Source organism: Vandammella animalimorsus (genome assembly GCF_002285285.1).
In the GTDB taxonomy this organism is placed as follows: Bacteria; Pseudomonadota; Gammaproteobacteria; order Burkholderiales; family Burkholderiaceae_C; genus Lampropedia; species Lampropedia animalimorsus.
The window spans coordinates 88,134-107,642 of sequence record NZ_NSJF01000006.1 but is presented as its reverse complement, the minus strand read 5'-3'; the positions used below and the strand labels follow the sequence as shown (position 1 = coordinate 107,642).

Annotated in this window: 15 protein-coding genes; 4 read left to right on the top strand and 11 right to left on the bottom strand. The window is 67.3% G+C overall.

Annotated features, from left to right (window positions below; all coding sequences use genetic code 11):
• Nucleotides 1-172: 172 nt before the first annotated feature.
• The 6 genes from CK620_RS11495 to CK620_RS11475 all read right to left on the bottom strand — a co-directional run bounded on the left by CK620_RS11495 (nucleotide 173) and on the right by CK620_RS11475 (nucleotide 6,999).
• A complete protein-coding gene (locus CK620_RS11495; protein WP_143326081.1) occupies nucleotides 173-2,746 on the bottom strand; it encodes a TonB-dependent siderophore receptor in 2,574 nt (857 codons plus the stop codon).
• A gap of 190 nt (nucleotides 2,747-2,936) precedes the next feature.
• Complete coding sequence (locus CK620_RS11490) at nucleotides 2,937-4,532, bottom strand: Na/Pi cotransporter family protein (protein WP_095550413.1); 1,596 nt, start codon at nucleotides 4,530-4,532, stop codon at nucleotides 2,937-2,939.
• 129 nt (nucleotides 4,533-4,661) lie between these two features.
• Nucleotides 4,662-4,808 carry a hypothetical protein gene (locus CK620_RS14115; RefSeq protein ID WP_172424232.1) on the bottom strand — a complete coding sequence of 49 codons (147 nt, stop codon included), beginning with the start codon at nucleotides 4,806-4,808 and terminating at the stop codon, nucleotides 4,662-4,664.
• Nucleotides 4,809-4,860: 52 nt separating this feature from the next.
• Nucleotides 4,861-6,294 carry a threonine synthase gene (gene thrC, locus CK620_RS11485; protein ID WP_095550412.1) on the bottom strand — a complete coding sequence of 478 codons (1,434 nt, stop codon included), beginning with the start codon at nucleotides 6,292-6,294 and terminating at the stop codon, nucleotides 4,861-4,863.
• The gene (locus CK620_RS11480) at nucleotides 6,291-6,728 is read right to left on the bottom strand and encodes a type II toxin-antitoxin system VapC family toxin (RefSeq protein WP_095550411.1); all 438 of its coding nucleotides are present in this window, start codon (nucleotides 6,726-6,728) and stop codon (nucleotides 6,291-6,293) included. Before CK620_RS11480 ends, thrC begins: the two co-directional genes overlap by 4 nt.
• The gene (locus CK620_RS11475; RefSeq protein WP_095550410.1) at nucleotides 6,721-6,999 is read right to left on the bottom strand and encodes a type II toxin-antitoxin system prevent-host-death family antitoxin; all 279 of its coding nucleotides are present in this window, start codon (nucleotides 6,997-6,999) and stop codon (nucleotides 6,721-6,723) included. Before CK620_RS11475 ends, CK620_RS11480 begins: the two co-directional genes overlap by 8 nt.
• A 280-nt stretch (nucleotides 7,000-7,279) precedes the next feature.
• Here CK620_RS11475 and CK620_RS11470 point away from each other — a divergent pair, with 280 nt between their 5' ends.
• From CK620_RS11470 to CK620_RS11460, 3 genes are all read left to right on the top strand, one after another.
• Nucleotides 7,280-9,160 carry a cation:proton antiporter domain-containing protein gene (locus CK620_RS11470; protein WP_095550487.1) on the top strand — a complete coding sequence of 627 codons (1,881 nt, stop codon included), beginning with the start codon at nucleotides 7,280-7,282 and terminating at the stop codon, nucleotides 9,158-9,160.
• A gap of 128 nt (nucleotides 9,161-9,288) precedes the next feature.
• A complete protein-coding gene (locus CK620_RS14345) occupies nucleotides 9,289-10,461 on the top strand; it encodes an ABC transporter ATP-binding protein (RefSeq protein ID WP_238946110.1) in 1,173 nt (390 codons plus the stop codon).
• The gene (locus CK620_RS11460) at nucleotides 10,458-11,906 is read left to right on the top strand and encodes a hypothetical protein (RefSeq protein ID WP_095550409.1); all 1,449 of its coding nucleotides are present in this window, start codon (nucleotides 10,458-10,460) and stop codon (nucleotides 11,904-11,906) included. The genes CK620_RS14345 and CK620_RS11460 overlap by 4 nt, the downstream gene beginning before the upstream one ends.
• Nucleotides 11,907-11,929: 23 nt before the next feature.
• Here the strand turns inward: CK620_RS11460 and CK620_RS11455 are convergent, their stop codons facing one another.
• The 5 genes from CK620_RS11455 to hmgA all read right to left on the bottom strand — a co-directional run bounded on the left by CK620_RS11455 (nucleotide 11,930) and on the right by hmgA (nucleotide 18,222).
• Nucleotides 11,930-12,574: an alpha-ketoglutarate-dependent dioxygenase AlkB family protein gene (locus CK620_RS11455; protein WP_095550408.1), complete on the bottom strand. Its 645-nt coding sequence runs from the start codon at nucleotides 12,572-12,574 to the stop codon at nucleotides 11,930-11,932.
• A gap of 96 nt (nucleotides 12,575-12,670) precedes the next feature.
• On the bottom strand, nucleotides 12,671-13,570 hold the full coding sequence (locus tag CK620_RS11450) for a cation diffusion facilitator family transporter (RefSeq protein ID WP_095550485.1): 900 nt from the start codon (nucleotides 13,568-13,570) through the stop codon (nucleotides 12,671-12,673).
• A gap of 177 nt (nucleotides 13,571-13,747) precedes the next feature.
• Entirely contained in the window at nucleotides 13,748-15,268 is a 1,521-nt protein-coding gene (locus CK620_RS11445) for a catalase (protein ID WP_095550407.1), read from the bottom strand.
• Between the two features lie 206 nt (nucleotides 15,269-15,474).
• The gene (gene fahA, locus CK620_RS11440; protein WP_238946109.1) at nucleotides 15,475-16,797 is read right to left on the bottom strand and encodes a fumarylacetoacetase; all 1,323 of its coding nucleotides are present in this window, start codon (nucleotides 16,795-16,797) and stop codon (nucleotides 15,475-15,477) included.
• A 105-nt stretch (nucleotides 16,798-16,902) separates the two neighbouring features.
• The gene (gene hmgA / locus CK620_RS11435) at nucleotides 16,903-18,222 is read right to left on the bottom strand and encodes a homogentisate 1,2-dioxygenase (RefSeq protein WP_095550406.1); all 1,320 of its coding nucleotides are present in this window, start codon (nucleotides 18,220-18,222) and stop codon (nucleotides 16,903-16,905) included.
• 156 nt (nucleotides 18,223-18,378) lie between these two features.
• Between hmgA and CK620_RS11430 the strand changes: the two genes are divergently transcribed.
• Nucleotides 18,379-19,503 carry a LysR family transcriptional regulator gene (locus CK620_RS11430; protein WP_095550405.1) on the top strand — a complete coding sequence of 375 codons (1,125 nt, stop codon included), beginning with the start codon at nucleotides 18,379-18,381 and terminating at the stop codon, nucleotides 19,501-19,503.
• The last annotated feature ends 6 nt before the right edge of the window (nucleotides 19,504-19,509 follow it).

Sequence of the window (19,509 nt, the reverse complement as noted above, 5' to 3'; positions counted from 1 at the left end):
AGGGTTTGCATTCTATTAATTTTCTGTTGCCGCCCTCCCAAAGAGAGATTGCGATTTTCCCGAAGAGCCTATCTCCACAAAGGAAATTGCCCTCCATGCCTGCAAAGAGCGCCAGGCATGAAGGGCAAGTGCGCCCAGGCCAAGGGCGCGTGGGCGGATTTTTGTGGCGCGCTCAGAAGCGGTAATCCACCGTCAGCATCACGCTGCGCGGCGCGCCGTATTGCAGGCGGTCGAAGGCCGAAACGTTGGACAGGTAGCGCTTGTCCAGCACGTTGTTCACGGCCAGGCGCGCGCTCAGTTGCGGGGTGAACTGGTAGCGCGCGTTCAGGCTGAGCAGCGCGTAGGCGTTCTGGCGCAGTTGTTCGGGTGCGCCGGTGACGGGGTTTTCCGTGTTTGTGTAAGTGCGGCCTTGCCAGTTCAGGCCGCCGCCCAGCGTGAGCTTGTTCCACGCGCCAGGCAGGCGGTACTGGGTATAGAGCTTGAGCATGCGGCTGGGGTGCTGGGGGCGCACACGCGCGCCATCGGCTTCCTTGGTACTCAATTGCGTCCAGCCCAGGCTCACGTCCCAACCGGGGGCCAGGCGGCCCGTCAGTTCCAGCTCGTAGCCGCGCGTTTTCACGTTGTTCGCGGCGCGGTAGGCCTGTTCGTCCACCGTGCCGGGCACGATCAGGTTGCCGTCTGGCACCGCCAGCTTGTCCTGTGTGGTCTGGAACACGGCCAGGCTGCCGGTGAGCTGGCCGTCCAGCCATTCGGCCTTCAGGCCCGCTTCCAGGTTCCGGCCCTGGAGCGAGGGCAGAGGCTGGCCGTGGCGGTCGCGATCTTCCTGCGGCTTGAAGATGCGCGTGGCGCTGGCATAGGCCGAGTAGCTGCCGCCCAGGTCGTACACCGCGCCGATGTAGGGCGTGAACACGTGTTTGTCGTGCGTCTGGAACGCGTAATGCCCGATGGCCCCGGCGGCGCCGGTGCGCTTGAGGTCGGTCACGCGCGCGCCCACGATGAGCTTGAGCGGCTCGGCCACGTGCAGGCGGGTGGCCACGTAGGCGGCGCGCTGCGTGCTGCGCACATCGCCCGCCAGCTCAGGTTCGGCCAGCCGGGGCGGCTCGGGCACCGTGCCGTCAAAGGCCCAGACGTTGGGCAGCGCGTACTCGCCCTCATGGGTCGCCTCGGCCCACCAGCGCTGGCGCGCCCAGCTCAGGCCGGTCATCAGCTCGTGGCGGCGGCCCCAGGCATTGAAAGCGCCGTTCAGGCGAAGGTTCACATTCTTCTGGTTGTGCTTGCTTTGGTCGTAATAGTTTGAAAGCTCTACGCCGGTTCCCGTGCGGCGGTCTGGCGCGCCCTCAGGCCAACTCAGCTTGAGGTCGGCATTGTTGTCGGCGTTCTGGGCGTCCAGCTTCAGCGTCCAGTCGTCGTTGAAGCGGTGCTCCAGCTTGGCGAACAAGGTTTTTTGCGTGCTGGCCCAACCGCCCCAATTGGCCGCGAGGCTGTAGCCGCGCGGCCAATCGGTGATGCGGCGGCCCTCGCTGTCCCAAAGCAACAGGCCGCTCCAAGGTGCGCCGCGCGGCTTGAAGTTTTGCCAATCGCCGCCCAGGGTCAGGCGGGTGCCAGGGCTCAGGTCGGCCTCTACCGTGCCGTAAAAGAGCTGGCTGTCGATGTGCTCGCGGTCTTGGAAGGTGTCGCGGCTGGTGGCCTGGGCCACCACGCGGGCGCGCACGCTGCGGCTGGCGTTGAGCGGGGCGGACACATCCGCCATGCCGCTGCGGTGCTGCCACGAACCCAGTTCGCCCTGCACCTGGCCGGTGAACACGTCCGATTCGGCGCGCTTGCGCACCATGTTGATGCTGGCCGAAGGCTCGCCCGCGCCGGTCAGCAGGCCGGTGGCGCCGCGCACCACTTCCACCCGGTCGTACATGGCCAGGTTGTTGCGGGTTTCGCCCGCGTCCCATTGCCGGGGCCAGTTGAGCGACACGCCGTCGATCTGGTAGTTGTTGATTTCAAAGCCGCGCGCGCTCATGCGGTCGCCGCGCACGTCGTTTGGCATGGTGTGAACACCAGGCGTGGCCATCACGGCATCGCTCAAGGTGCCCAGGCCCTGGGCCTCGATGCGCTCGCGCGTGATGACGCTGACCGACTGCGGCGTCTCGCGCGGCGACAGCGCCAGGCCGGTGGCGCTGGCCATGGCGCGGGTGGTGAAGGAGCGCGTGCCTTCGGTGGTGCCGCTCAAGTCGGGCGCGGCGCTGACGGTGACGGCGGGCAGGGTTTGGGCCTCGCCTCGCGTGGCGGCAGCGGCGGGTTGGGCCGGTGTGGCGGCTGGGGCGCGGCGCACCACCCAGCCGCCCGCGACGGCTTCGGCCTGTAAGCCGCTGCCGGCCAGCAGTTGCCGCAGCGCCTGGGCGGTGGTGAGCTGCCCGGCCACGGCGGGGGCGGTTTTGCCCACCATCAGGGCGTGGTCGGCCGAGATGGCCTGGCCGGTCTGCCGCGCCAGTGCGTTCAGGGCCTGGGCCAGATCCTGCGCGGGCAGGGCAATGGCGTGTACGCGCTGGGCCTGCGGGGCGGCTGCGTTGGGTTGGGCTTGCGCCTGTGCTGGCGCAGCCGCAGCCGCCGTCAGCGCCAGCCAGGCGCAGGCCGAAGCCACGGCGGTGCAGGCCCAGGCCTGCCGCCTGTGCGGCAGGGCGGCGGGCGAAGGGCTTGCTTTTGAAGCAGGTTCAAGGGCGGGTGCGAGCGGGAAGGGCGAGGCGGTGGAAGGCATGCTGTCTTGTCCTTTCAAGCGGTTGGGCCAGTGTGGGCCGGGGTTTGCGGCCAGCGGTACAACCGTGAAGACGAAACAGCCGTGCAGAACCGGACAGTTTTTTTGCTGATTTTTTTGCCGGGCCTGTGCGGTGCGGGCGGCAGGGGCCGGGCACAGGCCCCAGCTCAAGCGGCCGCGCCCAAAACCTCACTCATCCCCCATACAGCGCACGGGCCTCGCCCAAGGTATTGGCAATGCGCGTCATGTGCTTGGTCACGCGCTCCAGCCAGCGCTGTGCGGTCAGCTGCTCCAGGGCGGCGGCGGCGCTGACGCGGTAATTGGCTGCGCCCTCGACCACGGCACGGCGCGCTGCGCCCTGCTGCTCATTGACCCAGGCGCTGATCTGGCGCAGCTCTTCGGTCACGTCTTCGCGCAGGGCCAGGGCGTCGTCGGCCAGCCATTGGGCGCTGCGCTCGAGCACTGGCGCCAGGCGCTGGGCCAGCTCGGCCAGGGCAGGGCGCTCGCGCAGCACCTCGGCGTGCTCGATGCTCTCCAGATCGTCGCGCAGCACGCGGGTCTGATCCATCAGCAGCAGCAGATGGATCAGGCGCTGCTGGTCGCTGCTCGATTGCGGCACGGGCAGCGTGGCCAGGTAGGCATCGACGGCGATGAGCAGCTTGTCCAGCGGCATGCCGCTTTTGCTGGGCGTCAGCGGCTGGCCTTGCAGGCGGTGCGCCAGCAGGGTGCAGCTATCGGCCAGGCCCAGGCACAGGGTTTTTTCTGCGGCGGCAATGGCCAGCGCAGGCACCGATTGCAGGGAGTTGTCCAGATAGCGCAGCGCCGGCGGGGCCGACTCTTTGACCAAGCGGCTGGCCATGCCCGCCAGCAGCGAGGTTTGCGGCAAGAACACCAGCGCGCCCAGCACACTGAAGGCGGTGTGAAAGGCCGCCAGCGCCATGGCGGTGTTGACGCCGCCCATGGCGGGCGCCCAGGTCTGCATGGCGTACAAAAACAGCGGTTGCAGCGCCAGCAGGGCCAGCACCGCCGAGCACAGGTTGAACAGCAAATGCACCAGTGCGGTGCGCTTGGCGCTGGCGCTGCCGCCGGTGGCTGCCAGCAGCGCGGTGGCGGTGGTGCCGATGTTCTGGCCGATGACCAGTGAGGTGGCCTGATCAAAGTCGATGGTGCCGCTGGAGAGCGCCGCCAGCGTGGTGGCCAGCGCGGCGCTGGAGGCCTGCAACAGAATCGTCATGATGATGCCGATGGCCACCAGCACCAGGCGCGTGCGCCAGCTGGAGTCGGAAAACGGGGTGAAGTCCACGCGCTGGGCCATGTCGGCCATGGCCTGTTGCAAGAAGTCGATGCCCACGAAGATCAGCCCGAAGCCGGCCATGGTCAGGCCCACCAGGGCCATGCGGTGCTTGCCCAGCAGCTTCATGATTGCGCCCAGGCCCAACAGCGGCATGGCCAGGCTGGAGATGGAAAACTTCATGCCCAGCAGCGCCACGATCCAGCCCGTGCTGGTGGAGCCGATGTTGGCGCCGATGATGACGCCGATGGCGTTCTGAAAGCTCAGCAGGCCGGCACTGACGAAACCAATGGTGGCCATGGTCGTGGCAGTGGAGGACTGCACGGCGGCCGTGGCCCCCATGCCGGCGAGCATGGCTTTGAAGGGCCGGCCCGTCAGCCGAGCCAGGCCGGTGCGCAGCGATTCGCCGGCCATGGCCTTGAGGCTGTCGGACATCAACACCATGCCCAGCAGGAACAGGCCAATGCCGCCTGCGAGCAGACTGAGGGTAGCGAACATGGAAACGTTGGAATGGCGGTGCGGCTTCAGCGTGGGCTTAGGGGGTGTTGAGATTGGGTGGGCGAAGCGGTTTTTTGATCGAAAACACCGCCGCTGCAACACGTCATCTCCACAAGCCCTGGTGCAGCTTCAGCGCCCCCCGCGCAGAAACCAGAACAGCATGACGACGCTGACAATGGCGATGAGGCCCTTGACGATGATTTCGGCCGACAGGTAGGTGAACAGGCCCTGCCAGAAGCGGGCCCAGGCGGATTGGGGTGGTTGTTGGTCGGGCATGGTGCATCCTCCTTCATCGAAACTTTGCGGCAGGGCAGTCGCATCGGGCGCGTTACTCGTGCTGGGCGCAGTGCCGGGCGATCAGCGCCTTGACCTGCGCTGCATCGGCGGGCAGCACCTGCACGCGGCGCGGCAGGTTTTCGATGCCTTCCAGGCCCGCGGGGCGCTCGGGCTCGTGGCCCAGGGCTTCGCGGATGGTGGCGGCGAATTTGATGGGCAGGGCGGTCTCCAGCACGATCATGGGCACGCCGGGGCGCTGGTGCTGGCGGGCGACTTTCACGCCGTCGGCGGTGTGGGTGTCGATCATCACGCCGTGCTGCTCGTACACGTTGCGAATGGTGGCCAGGCGGTCGGCATGGGTGCTTTTGCCGCTGGCCCAGGCTTGCCCACGATCGCGCCAGGCTTGCAGCTCGGCGGGCAGGCTGAATTGGCCATCGCGCGCCAGCGCATCGGCAAACAGGGTTTTGACGCGCGCGCCGTCGCGGCCTAGCACGTCGGCCACAAAACGCTCGAAGTTGCTGGCCTTGCTGATGTCCATGCTGGGGCTGCTGGTCTCGTAAGTGTCGGCGCTGCCACGCACGCGGTAGCGGCCGGTGCGGAAGAATTCGTCGAGCACGTCGTTTTCGTTGGTGGCGACGACGAGCTGGCCAATGGGCAGGCCCATCATGCGTGCCACGTGGCCCGCGCAGACGTTGCCGAAGTTGCCGCTGGGCACGGTGAAGTCGACTGGCTCGTCATCGACCCGCGTGGCCTGGAAGTAGCCTGCAAAGTAGTAAACCACCTGCGCCAACAGCCGCGCCCAGTTGATGGAGTTGACGGTGCCGATCTGATGCTGGCGCTTGAAGGCCAAGTCATTGCTCACGGCCTTGACGATGTCCTGGCAGTCGTCAAACACGCCCTCGATGGCGATGTTGTGGATGTTGGCATCTTGCAGGCTGAACATCTGCGCCTGCTGAAAGGCGCTCATGCGCCCGTGCGGGCTGAGCATGAAGACGCGGATGCCCTGCTTGCCGCGCATGGCGTATTCGGCGGCGCTGCCGGTGTCGCCGCTGGTGGCGCCCAGGATGTTGAGTTGCTGGCCGCGCCGGGCCAGTTCGTACTCGAACAGGTTGCCCAGCAGTTGCATGGCCATGTCTTTGAAGGCCAGCGTGGGGCCGTTGGAGAGGGCCTCCAGATAAAAGCCGTCGCTCAACTTCTTCAGCGGCGTGATTTCAGGCGTGCCGAAGACCTGCTGTGTGTAGGACTTGTCGCAAATGGCGCGCAGATCGGCGGCGGGGATGTCGTCGATGTAGAGGCTGAGGATCTCGAACGCCAGCGCGGCATAGCCTTGCTGCTGCCACACGCCGCGCAGGCGCGCCAGATCGGGGGTGCTCAGCTGCGGATAGCGCTCGGGCAGGTACAGGCCGCCATCGGGCGCGAGCCCTTCGAGCAGGATGTCGCAGAACTGGCGGGGGGTGGCGTCGCCACGGGTGGAGAGGTAGTTCATGGTTTCCAGGGATTGATCAGCGCAATGCCGGTATCGGTGAAATGGCGGGTGTTGCGGGTCACGAGGGTCAGGCCATGCGCCATGGCGGTGGCTGCAATGACGATGTCCAGCGCATCCTGCATGCGGCCCATGGCGCGCAGCGAGGCCTTGAGCTCGCCAAAGCATTTCCAGGTGTTGTCGTCGGTGCTCATGATGCGGCCCGAGAATTGCTGCGCCAGCAAGTTGGCCCAGGCGTAGAGCTGGTTGCGCTTGGCGCCTGTGGGCAGACAGGCGATGCCGTAGTGAATTTCCCCCAGCGATGCGGAGGACAGCACGCACTGGTCAGCGTATTGCATCAGCCATTGGCGTAGCCCCTCGTCGGGGTGCGGCTTGCTCAGCTCCGAAATGGCGCAGGTGTCCAGCAGCCAGCGTGCCTGCAGGGGGGGCTCATTCATCATCGGCAAACAGCGGCGGGCGGCCCGCACTGCGCTGGCGTGGCATGTGAGGCAGGCCGCCTTGCACTTTGGGCATGTGCAACAAGAACGTCAGAAAATCGCCTGCCTGCGAAGCCGTTGGTGCAGGCGGCGCGTCAGCGCCGGCCACAGCCACCACGCGCACCACAGGCTTGCCGCGCTGCGTGACGGTCTGCGGGCCTTCGCGCAAGGCGCGCTCGATCACTTCGCCAAAGCGACTCTTGGCTTCTTGCATTGGCCAGCTGGTGCTCATGATGGGCGCTCCTTGCGGTTGAAGGAAGGCTGCACGCGGCGCAGCGCACACTGGGCTGGCGGATTGGTGCAGACCTTCCTGGACGGAATGGCGCAAATTCTAGAGCGTGTTATGCACTTTTTGCGGGGGGCTAAAAGTGCATAACACGCTCTAGATGGAATCGGCATGCAGACCATGTGCTGCGCAGGTGATGGAATCTGGCATGTTGCCGCTGCGCGATGGCCGACTGGCTGCGTTGGTTTTGGCCTGGCTCTGTGCTGGCTTGCCCGATGATTGCCCCATGACCCAGATCCTGCTCTACGCCTTTATTTATTTGTTCGCGGCGGTGGCCGCAGTGCTGGTTTCCAAGCGTTTTGGCCTGGGCTCGGTGCTGGGCTATCTGGTGGCGGGCATTGCCATCGGCCCGGTGTTGGGGTTGGTGGGCAAGGAGCTGCAAACCATCCAGCAGGTGGCTGAGTTCGGCGTGGTGATGATGCTGTTTTTGGTCGGTCTGGAGCTGGCGCCCAACAAGCTCTGGGCCTTGCGCAGCAAGCTGCTGGGCCTGGGCGGCCTGCAGGTGGGGCTGACGGCGGCGCTGATTGCCGCCGTGACGGTGCTCTTGGGGCAAAGCTGGCAGATCGGCGTGGCCGCCGGCTGCATTCTGGCGCTGTCCTCCACCGCGATCGTGCTGCAAACCCTGGGCGAGAAGGGCCTGCTGTCCAGCCAGGGCGGGCAGGCCAGCTTCATGGTGCTGCTGTTTCAGGACGTGGCGGCAATCCCAATGCTGGCGCTGCTGCCGCTGCTGGGCGCGGCCGGCGCGGCGGCCCAGGCCGAGGGGGTCGATCACTCTATCAATCTGCTGGCTGGCGAGCCGGTCTGGCTGCAGGCGCTGGCCACGGCGCTGATGCTGCTGGCGATTGTGCTGGGCGTGCGCCGCATCGTGCCGGCAGCCTTGCGCCACATTGGCCGCACCGGGCTGCGCGAGATGTTCACCCTGTTCACCCTGATGCTGGTGGTGGGCATTGCCGAGCTGATGTCGGTCATTGGCCTGTCGCCCGCGCTGGGCACCTTCATCGCCGGGGTGGCGCTGGCCGAGAGCGCCTACCGGCACGAGCTGCAAAGCCATCTGGAGCCGTTCAAGGGCCTGCTGCTGGGGCTGTTCTTCATCACCGTGGGCGCGGGCATCAACTTCCGGCTGCTGGGCGCGGAGCTGTGGCTGATCGTGGGCCTGACGCTGGGCCTGCTGCTGCTGAAGATGCTGGTGCTGTATGTGCTGGGCCGGGCCTTTCGCCTGCCCCGCGCGGCCAATACGCTGTTCGTGTTCAGCCTGGCGCAGGCCGGTGAGTTCGGCTTCGTGCTGCTGTCCATCAGCAAGCAAAGCCACTTGCTGCCGCCGCTGATTGGCGACCGCCTGCTGCTGGTGATCGCGCTGTCGATGCTGGCCACGCCGCTGCTGTTCTTGCTCTACGACTGGGTGGCCGCGCGTGGCGCGCAGCCCGAGGGCGCGCAGGAGCGGCCGCACGACGAGATCGGTGGCGACAAGCCCATCATCCTGCTGGGCCATGGGCGCTTTGGGGTGCAGGTCAACAGCATGCTGGCCGCCTGCGGCTTTCACGCGACGGTGATCGACTACCACGCCGAGACCGTCGAGGGCCTGACCCGCTTTGGCCTGAAAACCTATTACGGCGATGCCAACCGCCCGGAGCTGCTGGCCTCGGCCGGGCTGCACAATGCCAAGCTGTTGATCGTGGCCATTGACGACCAGAGTCGCGCGCTGGAGATCATCCAGTTCGTGCGGCGCCACTACCCGAAGCTGCCCATCATCGCCCGCGCCTACGACCAGAGCAATGGCTACGAGCTGCACCGCGCCGGGGCCGACCACGTGATCCGCGAAACCTTCGACGCCGCCATGCGCAGCGCGCGGCTGGCGCTGCAGGCCCTGGGCATCGAGCCGGCCAAGGCGCGCGAGCTGGCCGAGCTCTACACCGAGCGCAGCGAGCACCGTCTGCAGGTGCTGGCCGAGATGCACGACCCTCAGCTGCCTGCCTATGCCAATGAGGCGCTGACGGCGCGGCTGCGCGAAATGGAAGCGCAAACCGCGCTGCTGATGCAGCAACTGCTGCGCGCCAGCGAGCCTGAAGCCGAGCCCCGCAGCGAACCAGCAGCCGGCGACCTGGGCTGAGCAAAGCCGAGCGGCGGCGCTGGCACAATGCCCCGCTGTTGTTTGTCGTTTGTCCGGCTTTTGTTGGCGGCAGGTGGGCGGCGGAAGTCGCCAACCACGGGCCAGGCCATGAGGAGGAGCAAAAGGCCATGGCCTTGATCGAGATCGACCAACTGGTATTCGAATACCCTGGGCACCGCGCGCTCGATGGCGTCAGCCTGCGCCTGGAGCGCGGCAGCGTCACGGCGCTGGTGGGGCCCAACGGGGCGGGCAAGTCCACCTTGCTGCGCTGCATGGCCGGACTGGAGACGCCGCTGTCCGGGCAGATCCGCATCGATGGCATTTCGGTGATCGATGCGCCGCGCCAGGTGCACCGCAAGCTGGGCTATCTCTCGGACTTCTTCGGCCTGTACGAAGGCTTGCGCGTGCGGCAATGCCTGGCCTATGCCGCGCTGGCCGTGGGGGTGGCGCGGCAGCAGCTGCCAGGGCGCGTGGCGCAGGTGGCGCAGGCCATGGACTTGACGGCGTTGCTGCAGCGCCGCCCGGGCGAGCTCTCGCGCGGGCAGCGCCAGCGCCTGGCCATTGGCCAGGCCATCATCCACAGCCCGCAGGTGCTGTTGCTCGACGAGCCGGCCAGTGGCCTGGACCCGCAGGCGCGCAGCAGCCTGGCGGCGCTGTTTCGCCAACTGCAGGCGCAGGGCATGACGCTGCTGGTCTCCAGCCACATCCTGAGTGAGCTGGACGAATACAGCACCCACATCCTCAGCATCCGCCAGGGCCGCATCGTCAGCCATGAGGATTTGCGCGCCAGCCTGCACTGGCCCCAGCCTGCTGGGCCGGGTGAGGCCGGCGCAGGCGGGGATGTGGCGCCGCCTGCGCCAGAGGCCGCAGACGCGCCGCAGCGCCAGCATCTTTATCCGCACCTGCTGGAGCTGGCCTGCGCGCCCGGCCAGGAGCAGACCCTGCAAGCCCGGCTCGAAGCCGTCTGGGCCCAGCTGCCGCACAGCCAGGGCTTGCCCTCGCCAGCGCGCCATGCCCCGGCATCGCCGCCATTGGCCCTGTCGCCATTGCCAGCAGGGCAGGCCCACTTGCCCCCCAATGGCGCAGAACCTGCGGCCAGCCTGCAATGGCAGCTCTGGCTGCCCGCCGCAGCGGCCGCGCGCGCCCAGCTCGTGCAGCAGCTGGTGGCCGCAGGCCTTCCGGTGGCCGGGCTGTGGCCGCTGCGTCAGCGCCTGCAAGAGCGCTACGCGCGCAGCTTGCAAACCGAGCCGCCCAGCCCGTGGCCGACCGATCAGCCCCCACACGCAGGAGAGCGTCCATGATGCTTGGCAACCCTGAATTCCAACGCCAGCTCTGGCTGCGCTGGGGCCCTTGGCATGGGTTGTGGCTGCTGCTGTTCGTGGCCCTGGCTGCGCTGGTGGTGGCCGTGCTGTCCGCCCCCGGCGAGCGCCTGCGCAACGTGCTGGGCGTGGCCTTGCTCACCATGTGCCTGGCGCCGGTGTTCCCCGGGGCCAGCACGGCGGGCAGAAGCCTGCAGGAAGAGCTGGTGCAAAACACCTGGGATTGGCAGCGCCTGAGCGCGCTGGGCCCCTGGCAAGTGGCCTGGGGCAAGCTGCTGGGCAGCACGCTGCCGATGTGGCTGCTGGCGCTGGTGTGCGCCGCGCTGGCGCAGGCGCTGGCCTGGTTCGGGCACTGGCGCCTGGCCAGCCTGCCGCAAGAGGGTGGCGCCTGGGCGCCGCTGTTGGCCGAGCCGATACAGGCCCATGCCCACCTGGCCGAGCTGGTCTGGCTGGTGCCCAAGCTGGCCCTGCTGGCGCTGTTGTGGGGCCTGGCGCTGCAGGCCTTTGCCATGGCCAGCGCGCCGATGAAGATCGACACCGAACGCCAGCGCCGCAATCAGCCCGGCATGCGCGTGGCCGTGCTGGTCATGCTGGCCTGGATGCTGTTCTCGACCTTGCAGCAAGAGCAAATACTGGATTTCGGCCTCAAACGCTGGTGGGGCCAGCCGCTGGGCTTTTTCGAACTGGGCTGGCTGTTTGGCCTGGCCGCGCTGGGCCTGAACCTGCTGGCCCTGTGGCGCACCATGGGCATGCGCCTGGATGTGCCGGCGCTGCCCTGGGCCATGCCGCTGGGCTGCATGGCGGCCGCGGCCATGCTGGCCGGCCTGTGGCCGCACGCGCCCGGTGCCCGGCACTGGCTGGTCGTGACGGCATACCTGGCCCTGGGCTGCAGCCTGCTGACCTGCCTGAGCCAGCGCGAAACGGCCTTTGCGCAATGGCGGCGCGTGCAGGTCTGCTGGGGCCAGCAGCGCTGGCTGGCCGGCTTGCAGGCCATGCCCTTGTGGCCGGTGAGCTGGTGCCTGGCAGCCGCCGCAACGCTGGCCCTGCTGCTGTGGCCGGCTGCCGGCGCGGGCTCCGGCACATTCCAGCGCGCACTGCCCTTGCTGCTGCTGGCGCTGCTGCGCGATGCGGGCTTCGTCCTGCTGTGGGCCTTGCAGCCCATCGGGATGCGCCGCCTGGGCCCGGCGCTGAGCTTTGGCTGGGTGGCGCTGGGCATCATGCTGCCCCTGATGCTGCTGGGTGCGAGGAACTTCCCTCTGGCGCTGGCCGTGCAACCCTGGCTGGCGCCATTCATGCCGCCGCTGCGGCTCGATGCGCTGCACTGGCTGGCGCTGGCCCTGCAGCTGGGCGGCATGGCGCTGCTGGTCTGGCGCGCCTGGCGCCAGCGCGTGGCGCAGTTGGAAATGGCCGGGCTGGAGACGCACTGAAGCCAGAGCCGCTGGCTCGGCGCTCAACTGCTGGACGACAAGCTGCGAAAGGTTCGGAAGGTCAGGTTCACGCGCGGCGCATGCACGCGCGCGGACTTCATCAGCGCGTGTTGCCAGTGCGTTTGCGTGGCGCCGCGCATCACGATCAGCTGGCCGTGTTGCAGCTGCAACTCGCGCTTCTCGCCGCTGCGCCGGTGGCGTAAGGCGAATTTGCGCGTGGCACCTAGGCTGAGCGAGGCAATCACCGTCTCCGGCCCCAGCTCGGTTTCGTCATCGCTGTGCCAGGCCATGCCTTCAGTGCCGTCGCGGTAGAGGTTCAACAGACAGGAGTTGAAGCGCGTGGGGCTGATCGCGGCAATCGCCGCCTCCACCCGAGCCTTGATGGCCAGCAGCGCATCCGTCCACGGCAGCGCCATGCGGGTCGTGCCGGAGTAGCGGTAGTCGAACGCCGCATCGCCATACCATGCCACCTGCCGCGCGGTGACGATGCGCTTGCCGTAAATCACCGCCTCGTCATGCCGCCAGGAGATCTGCGTCAGCAGCAGCTGCAATAGCCGGTCGGCCTCATCGGCGGGATAGAGCAGCCCATAATCATTGACGATGCCATCGCACGGCAGCAGGTTGGCCGCTGGCTCGGGCGCGCTGGCAAAGAGGTCAAGGGTGTTCATGGGGAGGGATGGGGCCGTTGGCAGTAGTGGCTGCGTTTTTTTGCAATCACTGCAATGGGCGGTGCTCCAACGCTCAAGCAGGCTGGGCCGGGCCATCTACAGGCCTGGCTCATTGAATGAGGCTGGGTCTTCGATAGGCTCCAAGTGGGTGATGACGTGCAGCTGGGGCACGGCCTGCTGCAAGGCGGCCTCCAGCGCATGCAGCAGGTCGTGGCCTTGTTGCACTGTCCAGGCGCCGGGCACCAGCACGTGCATGGCGGCAAAGCTGCGCGCGCCGGCCTGGCGCGTGCGCAGGGCGTGAAACTCGATGCCCTGGGTGCGGTAGGTGTCCAGCACGCGCTCGATGGCTCCGATCTCGTGCGGCGGCAGGGCCTGGTCCATCAGGCCGGAGACTGAGCGTTGCACCAGCCGCAGGCCTTCGCGCACGATGTGCACGGCCACCAGCAGCGCCAGAAGTGGATCGAGCCACCACCAGCCGCTGGCCCAGGCGGCCAGCAGGCCCAGCAGCACGGCCGCGGAGGTCCAGACGTCGGCAAACAGGTGCCGGGCATCGGCCTCCAGCGCGATAGAGCGGTGCTGGCGCGCGGCGCGCAGCAGCACCATGCCCACGGCGCCATTGATGGCCGAAGCCAGCAGCGAGACCAGCAGGCCCAGCCCTACGTCGTGCAGCGGCGCGGGCGAGAGCAGGCGCTGGGCCCCGGCCCAGGCGATGGCGCAGGCTGCGCCCATGATGAGAAAGCCCTCGAAACCGCTGGCGAAGTATTCGGCCTTGCTGTGGCCAAAGGCGTGCTCAGCATCGGCCGGGCGCGCGGCAATGCCCAGCATCCACAGCGCCATGACGGCGCCGGCCAGGTTGACCAGCGATTCCATCGCGTCCGAGAGCAGGCCGACCGAGCCGGTCAGCAGCCAGGCCGTGCCTTTGAGGGCCATGGTGGCCAGGGCGGCGGCGATGGACAGGCGGGCGTAAAAGCCCAGCGGGCGGGCGGCGTGGGGCATGGGGCGGCGGTTTTGCTGGGGATGGCGCGCATCGTAGGCCATTGGATGAGGCAGGATGCGGGCGCGCCCTGTGCTGCCAACGAAAAAAAGCCCCGGCGCTGTAGGGTGCGCCGGGGCATTCATTGGGGCTGCGATGGCCCAAGCTCGGGAGGGGCTTGGTGGGCGCCCCTTTGTTGATTACAGCAGGCCAGGCTGGCCTTGGGCTGGGTCGCTGTCGCGGGCGGCCAGGGCGTCGGCCACGGTCATGCCCAGGGCCTTGGCCACGCCTTCGCCGTAGGCCGGGTCGCAGGCGTGGCAGTTGCGGATGTGGCGGTGCTTGATGAAGTCCAGCGCGTCGCCCATGGCGCGGGCGGTGTTGTCGAACAGGGCCTGCTTTTGCTCGGCGTTCATGAGGTTGAACAGCGCGCGCGGCTGGCTGAAGTAGTCGTTATCGTCCTCGCGGAAGTCCCAGTGGGTGGCGTCGCCGCTGATTTTCAGTGGCGGCTCCTTGTACTGGGCCTGGTCTTGCCATTGGCCAAAGCTGTTGGGCTCGTAGTGGATGCGGCCGCCGTAGTTGGCGTCCACGCGGCCCATGCCATCGCGGTGGTTGCTGTGCACGGGGCAGCGCGCGGCGTTCACCGGGATCTGGTGGTGGTTCACGCCCAGGCGGTAGCGCTGTGCGTCGGCGTAGTTGAACAGGCGCGCTTGCAGCATGCGGTCAGGGCTGACGCTGATGCCGGGCACGACGTTGCTGGGCGCGAAGGCCGATTGCTCCACGTCGAGGAAGAAGTTTTCCGGGTTTTTGTTCAGCTCGAACTCGCCCACTTCGATCAGCGGGTAGTCGGCGTGCGGCCAGACTTTGGTCAGGTCGAAGGGGTGGTAGGGCACTTTCTCGGCGTCCAGCTCGGGCATGATTTGCACGTACATCGTCCACTTGGGGAAGTCGCCGCGCTCGATGGCTTCGAACAGGTCCTTCTGGTGGCTTTCGCGGTCCTTGCCGATCAGGGCTTCGGCCTCGGCGTCGGTCAGGTTCTTGATGCCCTGCTGGGTGCGGAAGTGGAACTTGACCCAGAAGCGCTCGTTTTGCGCGTTGATGAAGCTGTAGGTGTGGCTGCCAAAGCCGTGCATGTGGCGGTAGCTGGCGGGGATGCCGCGGTCGCTCATCACCACGGTGACTTGGTGGAAGGCCTCGGGCAGCAGCGTCCAGAAGTCCCAGTTGTTGGTGGCGCTGCGCATGTTGGTGCGCGGGTCGCGCTTGACGGCCTTGTTCAGGTCAGGGAACTTGCGCGGGTCGCGCATGAAGAACACGGGGGTGTTGTTGCCCACCATGTCCCAGTTGCCTTCCTCGGTGTAGAACTTCAGCGCAAAGCCGCGGATGTCGCGCTCGGCATCGGCCGCGCCGCGCTCGCCGGCCACGGTGGTGAAGCGGGCAAACATCTCGGTTTTCTTGCCCACTTCGCTGAAGATCTTGGCGCGGGTGTACTTGGTGATGTCCTTGGTGACGGTGAAGGTACCGAAGGCGCCAGAGCCCTTGGCGTGCATGCGGCGCTCGGGGATGACTTCGCGCACGAAGTTGGCGAGCTTTTCGTTCAGCCACAGGTCTTGTGCCAGCAGCGGGCCGCGCGGGCCGGCGGTGAGGCTGTTTTGGTTGTCCACCACGGGCGCGCCAAAGGCGGTGGTGAGGTGGGTGACGGGGCACTTTTTGGTTTGGTCGTTCATGGGAAACCCTTTAGTGGTGTGGTTGCTGGGTGGTTGGGTAGGGGCGCCAGGCCATAGTCTGCGCTGGGATGGCGAGATTGTATTTAGTTTTGATCTATCGTTGTTGGTTTTCTGATTGAAAATAATTAATTCGATGATAGTAAAAAGCCCGGCGCTGGGCCGGGCGGCTTTGGCAGTTGTGCAGGGTGGTTGGTGCGGCAGGCGCCTCAAACCTGCGCTGCAGGCAGGGCGGGTGCAGGCAGCACCGTGGCGCGGGCCTCGCCCAGGCCGATGCGCCGTGCGCCTTCGCCCTCGCACCAGGCGCGCAGGATCAGGCAGTCGCCGTCTTGCAGGAAGCGGCGCTCCTCGCCGTTGGGCAAGGTGATGGGGCGCTTGCCGCCTTCGGTCAGCTCCAGCAGCGAGCCGGCCTCCTCGCGCTGCGGGCCAGAGAGGGTGCCCGAGCCCAGCAGGTCACCGGGTTGCAGGTTGCAGCCGCCGCAGCTGTGGTGGGTGATGAGCTGCGCGGCGCTCCAGTAGGCGGCCTGGTCGGCGCGACCCAGCGTCAGGCGCGCGGCCGGTTCGCCGGCCTGGCGCATGGCCTCGGTCTGCAGCAGCACTTCCAGCGTGATGGCCAGCTGACCCTTGGCGCGGTTGGTCGCGCCATCCAGATAGGGCAGAGGCTGGGGATCGGCGGCCGGGCGGACAAAGGGGCGGCGAAACGGCGCCAGGGCTTCGCTGGTGACAATCCAGGGCGAGATGGTGGAGGCGAAGTTCTTGGCCAGGAATGGCCCCAGCGGTTGGTATTCCCAGGCCTGGATGTCGCGCGCCGACCAGTCGTTGAGCAGCACCACGCCGAAGAAATGCGCCTCGGCTTGCTCCAGCGCGATGGGCTCGCCCAGCGCATTGCCTTGCGCGACGAAAAAGCCCAGCTCCAATTCATAGTCCAGCCGCTGGCAGGGGCCGAAGGCCGGGGCGCTGGCATCGGGGGCCTTGGTCTGGCCGTTGGGGCGGCGCACGTTCTGGCCGCTCACGCCGATGGAGGAGCTGCGGCCGTGGTAGCCGATGGGCACCCATTGGTAATTGGGCATCAGCGGCTGGTCGGGGCGGAACAGCCGGCCCACGGCCGTGGCGTGGTGGATGCCGGTGTAGAAATCGGTGTAGTCGCCAATGCGGCAGGGCAGGGCCATTTCGGCCTGGGCCTGGGGCAGCAGCAGCGCCTGCCACTCTTGCTGCTTGGCACTGCCGCTGCGCAGGCCATCGAACAGCGCATGGCGCAGTGCCAGGCGCTGGGCAGGCGGCAAGGCCATCAGGGCGTTCATGTCGTCGGTGTCGATAACGCCGGCGGCGCGCGCGTCGAGGATCTGGTCGCCAATGGCCACGCCAATGCACCAGGCAGCCTGGCTGCCGGCTTCGCGGTAGCGGCCCCAGGGCAGGTTTTGCAGCGGGAAGTCAGCGCCTGCGGAGTTGGCCGAGGCCACCCAGCTGGTGGCGCTGGCGTCGTGGGTGTGGTCGATGTTCAGGCTGGGGTTCATGGCGGTGTCCAAGGTCATGGGGTATCAGGGGCAGCGCGGCGCGAAGCAATACAGAGAGCAACACAAAGCAGCAAAAAGCCAAGGCGCCAGGCCTTGGCTTGTCGTTGCGCTGCTGGCCGCAGCTCAGCGCTGCTCGGGATTGAAGTATTTTTTCACATCCAGCCAGCACTGATGGTAGTTGGCCTGCAGCTGCGCTGAGGCCAGCGCTGCCTTGGTGGGGCGGATGACGTGGCGCGTCTCAAACATGAAGGCCATGGTGGCATCCACCTTCTGCGGCGTGCTGGTGTCGATGCGGGTGGCCTTTTCATAGGTGGCTGCATCGGGGCCGTGCCCGCTCATGCAGTTGTGCAGGCTGGCGCCGCCGGGCCGGAAGCCATCGGCCTTGGCGTCGTATTCGCCGTGGATCAGGCCCATGAACTCGCTGGCGATGTTGCGGTGGAACCAGGGCGGGCGGAAGGTGTTTTCGGCGGCCAGCCAGCGCGGCGGGAAGATCACGAAGTCGATGTTGTCCCAGCCTGCGGTGTCCGAGGGCGACTGCAGCACCAGGAAGATCGACGGATCCGGGTGGTCGTAGCTGATCGAGCCGATGGTGTTGAAGCGGCGCAGATCGTACTTGTAGGGCGCGAAGTTGCCATGCCAGGCCACCACGTCCAGCGGCGAATGGCCGATCTTGGCGCGCCAGAGGTTGCCCATGAACTTGGCCACCAGCTCGAAGTCGCCCTCCACGTCCTCATACCAGGCCACAGGGGTCTGGAAGTCGCGCGGGTTGGCCAGGCCGTTGGAGCCGATCACGCCCAGGTCGGGCAGCTGGAAGGGCACGCCGTAGTTCTCGCAGATGTAGCCGCGCGCGCTGCCATCGAGCACCTCGACGCGAAAGCGGATGCCGCGCGGGATGACGACGATCTCCTGTGGCTCGGCCTCGATCAGCCCGCATTCGGTGGCAAAGCGCAGCCGGCCCTGCTGCAGCACGATGAGCATTTCGCCATCGGCGTTGTAGAAAAAGCGCCCCTGCATGCTGCGGTTGATGGCGTAGATGTAGATGGCCGAGCCGCTTTGCGCGTGCGGATCGCCATTGCCGGCCATGGTGTGCAGGCCATCGATGAAGTCCACCGCCTGGCCTTCGGCCGGCAGCGGCAGCGGATCCCAGCGCAACTGGTTGGGCGTGGTGGGCTGCTCGAGGAAGTCCTGCGTGATGCCGCCGTTGCCCATGCGCTCGAAGGGCTGGTGTGCCGCGCCCGGACGCATGCGGTAGAACCAGGTGCGGCGATTGGCGCGGCGCGGCGCGGTAAAGGCCGTGCCGGAGATCTGCTCGGCGTACAGGCCGTAGGGGCAGGTCTGCGGCGAGTTCTGGCCAACGGGCAGCGCGCCGGGCAGGGCCTCGGTGGCCCATTCATTGGCAAAGCCGCTCAGGTATTGCAGCGGCGCATCGGTGGTGGTGGGCATGGGGTGTCTCCTTGTATTCCCTTGGATGTGGTGCTGCATTCCTTGCTTTGGGCGCAGCAGAACTAGCCATTGTGGCCAGGCTCTGGTTATTGGCAATAAAGATGGCGTTATAAATACTATTCATCAAGCTGATGAATCAACCTTGGATTTGCCCCTATGTCGTTGGACAGCCTGCGCCGCTTCGACCTGAACCTGCTGTTGATCTTTCATGCGCTGATGGATACGCGCAGCGTTTCGCGCGCGGCGCAGGCGCTGGGCATGTCGCAACCGGCCGTCAGTGCGGCGCTGGCGCGCCTGCGCCAGGCGGTGGGCGATGCGCTGTTTGTGCGCTGCGGCCGCAGCGGCATGCAGCCCACCCCGCTGGCCGAGCAAATGGCCGGCCCGGTGGCCGATGCGCTGGCCGGCATCAGCCGCAGCATGCGCGTGCGCGCCGACTTCGACCCGGCGCGCAGCCAGCGCCAGTTCACCATCGCCATGCTCGATGCGGCCGAGGCGCACTTCATGCCCGCGCTGGTCGCGCACTGCCAGCGCCATGCGCCGCGCATTGGCATTGCCGTGCAAACGCCGTTGCAGGCCGCAGGCGGCGTGCAGGCCGCGCTCTTGCAAGGCACGGTGGATCTGGCCATCGGCGCTTTTGAAGACATGCCGCAAGGCGCGCTGCAGCAGCTGCTGTTCGAGCAACCCTTCGTGCTGCTGGCGCGCAGCGGCCACCCGGCTCTGCCCGATGCCGCCACGCCCGGCCCTGACCCGGCCCGCAGCCGCGCGGCCCGCGCCGTCCAGCCGCTGCCGTTGGGCCACTGGTTGGCCCAGCAGCCGCAGCTGGACGCCGCCTGCCTGGCTGGTGCTGCCTGCGCGCTGCTGCAACAACCGCAGGGCGTTTATGCACAAGCACAGCAGGCCCTGTTGGCGCTGGCAGGCAGCGCCGCCAGGCGTCAACGACGGGGAGCTGATGTGACGGTGCAGGCTGTGGCCAGCGCGAAGCAAGGGGCAGAGCCGGCCCACTACCGCTGCGCCAGCCTGTTGACGCTGCCGCTGCTGGTGGCGCAATCGGATGCCGTGGCGCTGGTGCCGGCGCAATTGGCACGCACTTTTTCGGCCGTTTTGCCGCTGCGGGCTTGGCAGTTGCGCCTGGGGCGACAGGCCCCGGTGCTGCGCACCTATTGCTTCTGGCATCCGCGTTTTCACCGGGATGAGGGCGCGCGCTGGTTGCGTAACATGTTGTTTGCACTGTTCGCGCAGCCAGCCCCGGCCGCTAGAATCGCTCGCCGTTCGCCGAAGTAAGCCAGC

Coding starts and splice junctions, on each gene's coding strand:
- CK620_RS11495 (WP_143326081.1), bottom strand. CDS start 2,746: ATGCCTTCCACCGCCTCGCCCTTCCCGCTCGCACCCGCCCTTGAACCT.
- CK620_RS11490 (WP_095550413.1), bottom strand. CDS start 4,532: ATGTTCGCTACCCTCAGTCTGCTCGCAGGCGGCATTGGCCTGTTCCTG.
- CK620_RS14115 (WP_172424232.1), bottom strand. CDS start 4,808: ATGCCCGACCAACAACCACCCCAATCCGCCTGGGCCCGCTTCTGGCAG.
- thrC (WP_095550412.1), bottom strand. CDS start 6,294: ATGAACTACCTCTCCACCCGTGGCGACGCCACCCCCCGCCAGTTCTGC.
- CK620_RS11480 (WP_095550411.1), bottom strand. CDS start 6,728: ATGAATGAGCCCCCCCTGCAGGCACGCTGGCTGCTGGACACCTGCGCC.
- CK620_RS11475 (WP_095550410.1), bottom strand. CDS start 6,999: ATGAGCACCAGCTGGCCAATGCAAGAAGCCAAGAGTCGCTTTGGCGAA.
- CK620_RS11470 (WP_095550487.1), top strand. CDS start 7,280: ATGACCCAGATCCTGCTCTACGCCTTTATTTATTTGTTCGCGGCGGTG.
- CK620_RS14345 (WP_238946110.1), top strand. CDS start 9,289: ATGGCCTTGATCGAGATCGACCAACTGGTATTCGAATACCCTGGGCAC.
- CK620_RS11460 (WP_095550409.1), top strand. CDS start 10,458: ATGATGCTTGGCAACCCTGAATTCCAACGCCAGCTCTGGCTGCGCTGG.
- CK620_RS11455 (WP_095550408.1), bottom strand. CDS start 12,574: ATGAACACCCTTGACCTCTTTGCCAGCGCGCCCGAGCCAGCGGCCAAC.
- CK620_RS11450 (WP_095550485.1), bottom strand. CDS start 13,570: ATGCCCCACGCCGCCCGCCCGCTGGGCTTTTACGCCCGCCTGTCCATC.
- CK620_RS11445 (WP_095550407.1), bottom strand. CDS start 15,268: ATGAACGACCAAACCAAAAAGTGCCCCGTCACCCACCTCACCACCGCC.
- fahA (WP_238946109.1), bottom strand. CDS start 16,797: ATGACCTTGGACACCGCCATGAACCCCAGCCTGAACATCGACCACACC.
- hmgA (WP_095550406.1), bottom strand. CDS start 18,222: ATGCCCACCACCACCGATGCGCCGCTGCAATACCTGAGCGGCTTTGCC.
- CK620_RS11430 (WP_095550405.1), top strand. CDS start 18,379: ATGTCGTTGGACAGCCTGCGCCGCTTCGACCTGAACCTGCTGTTGATC.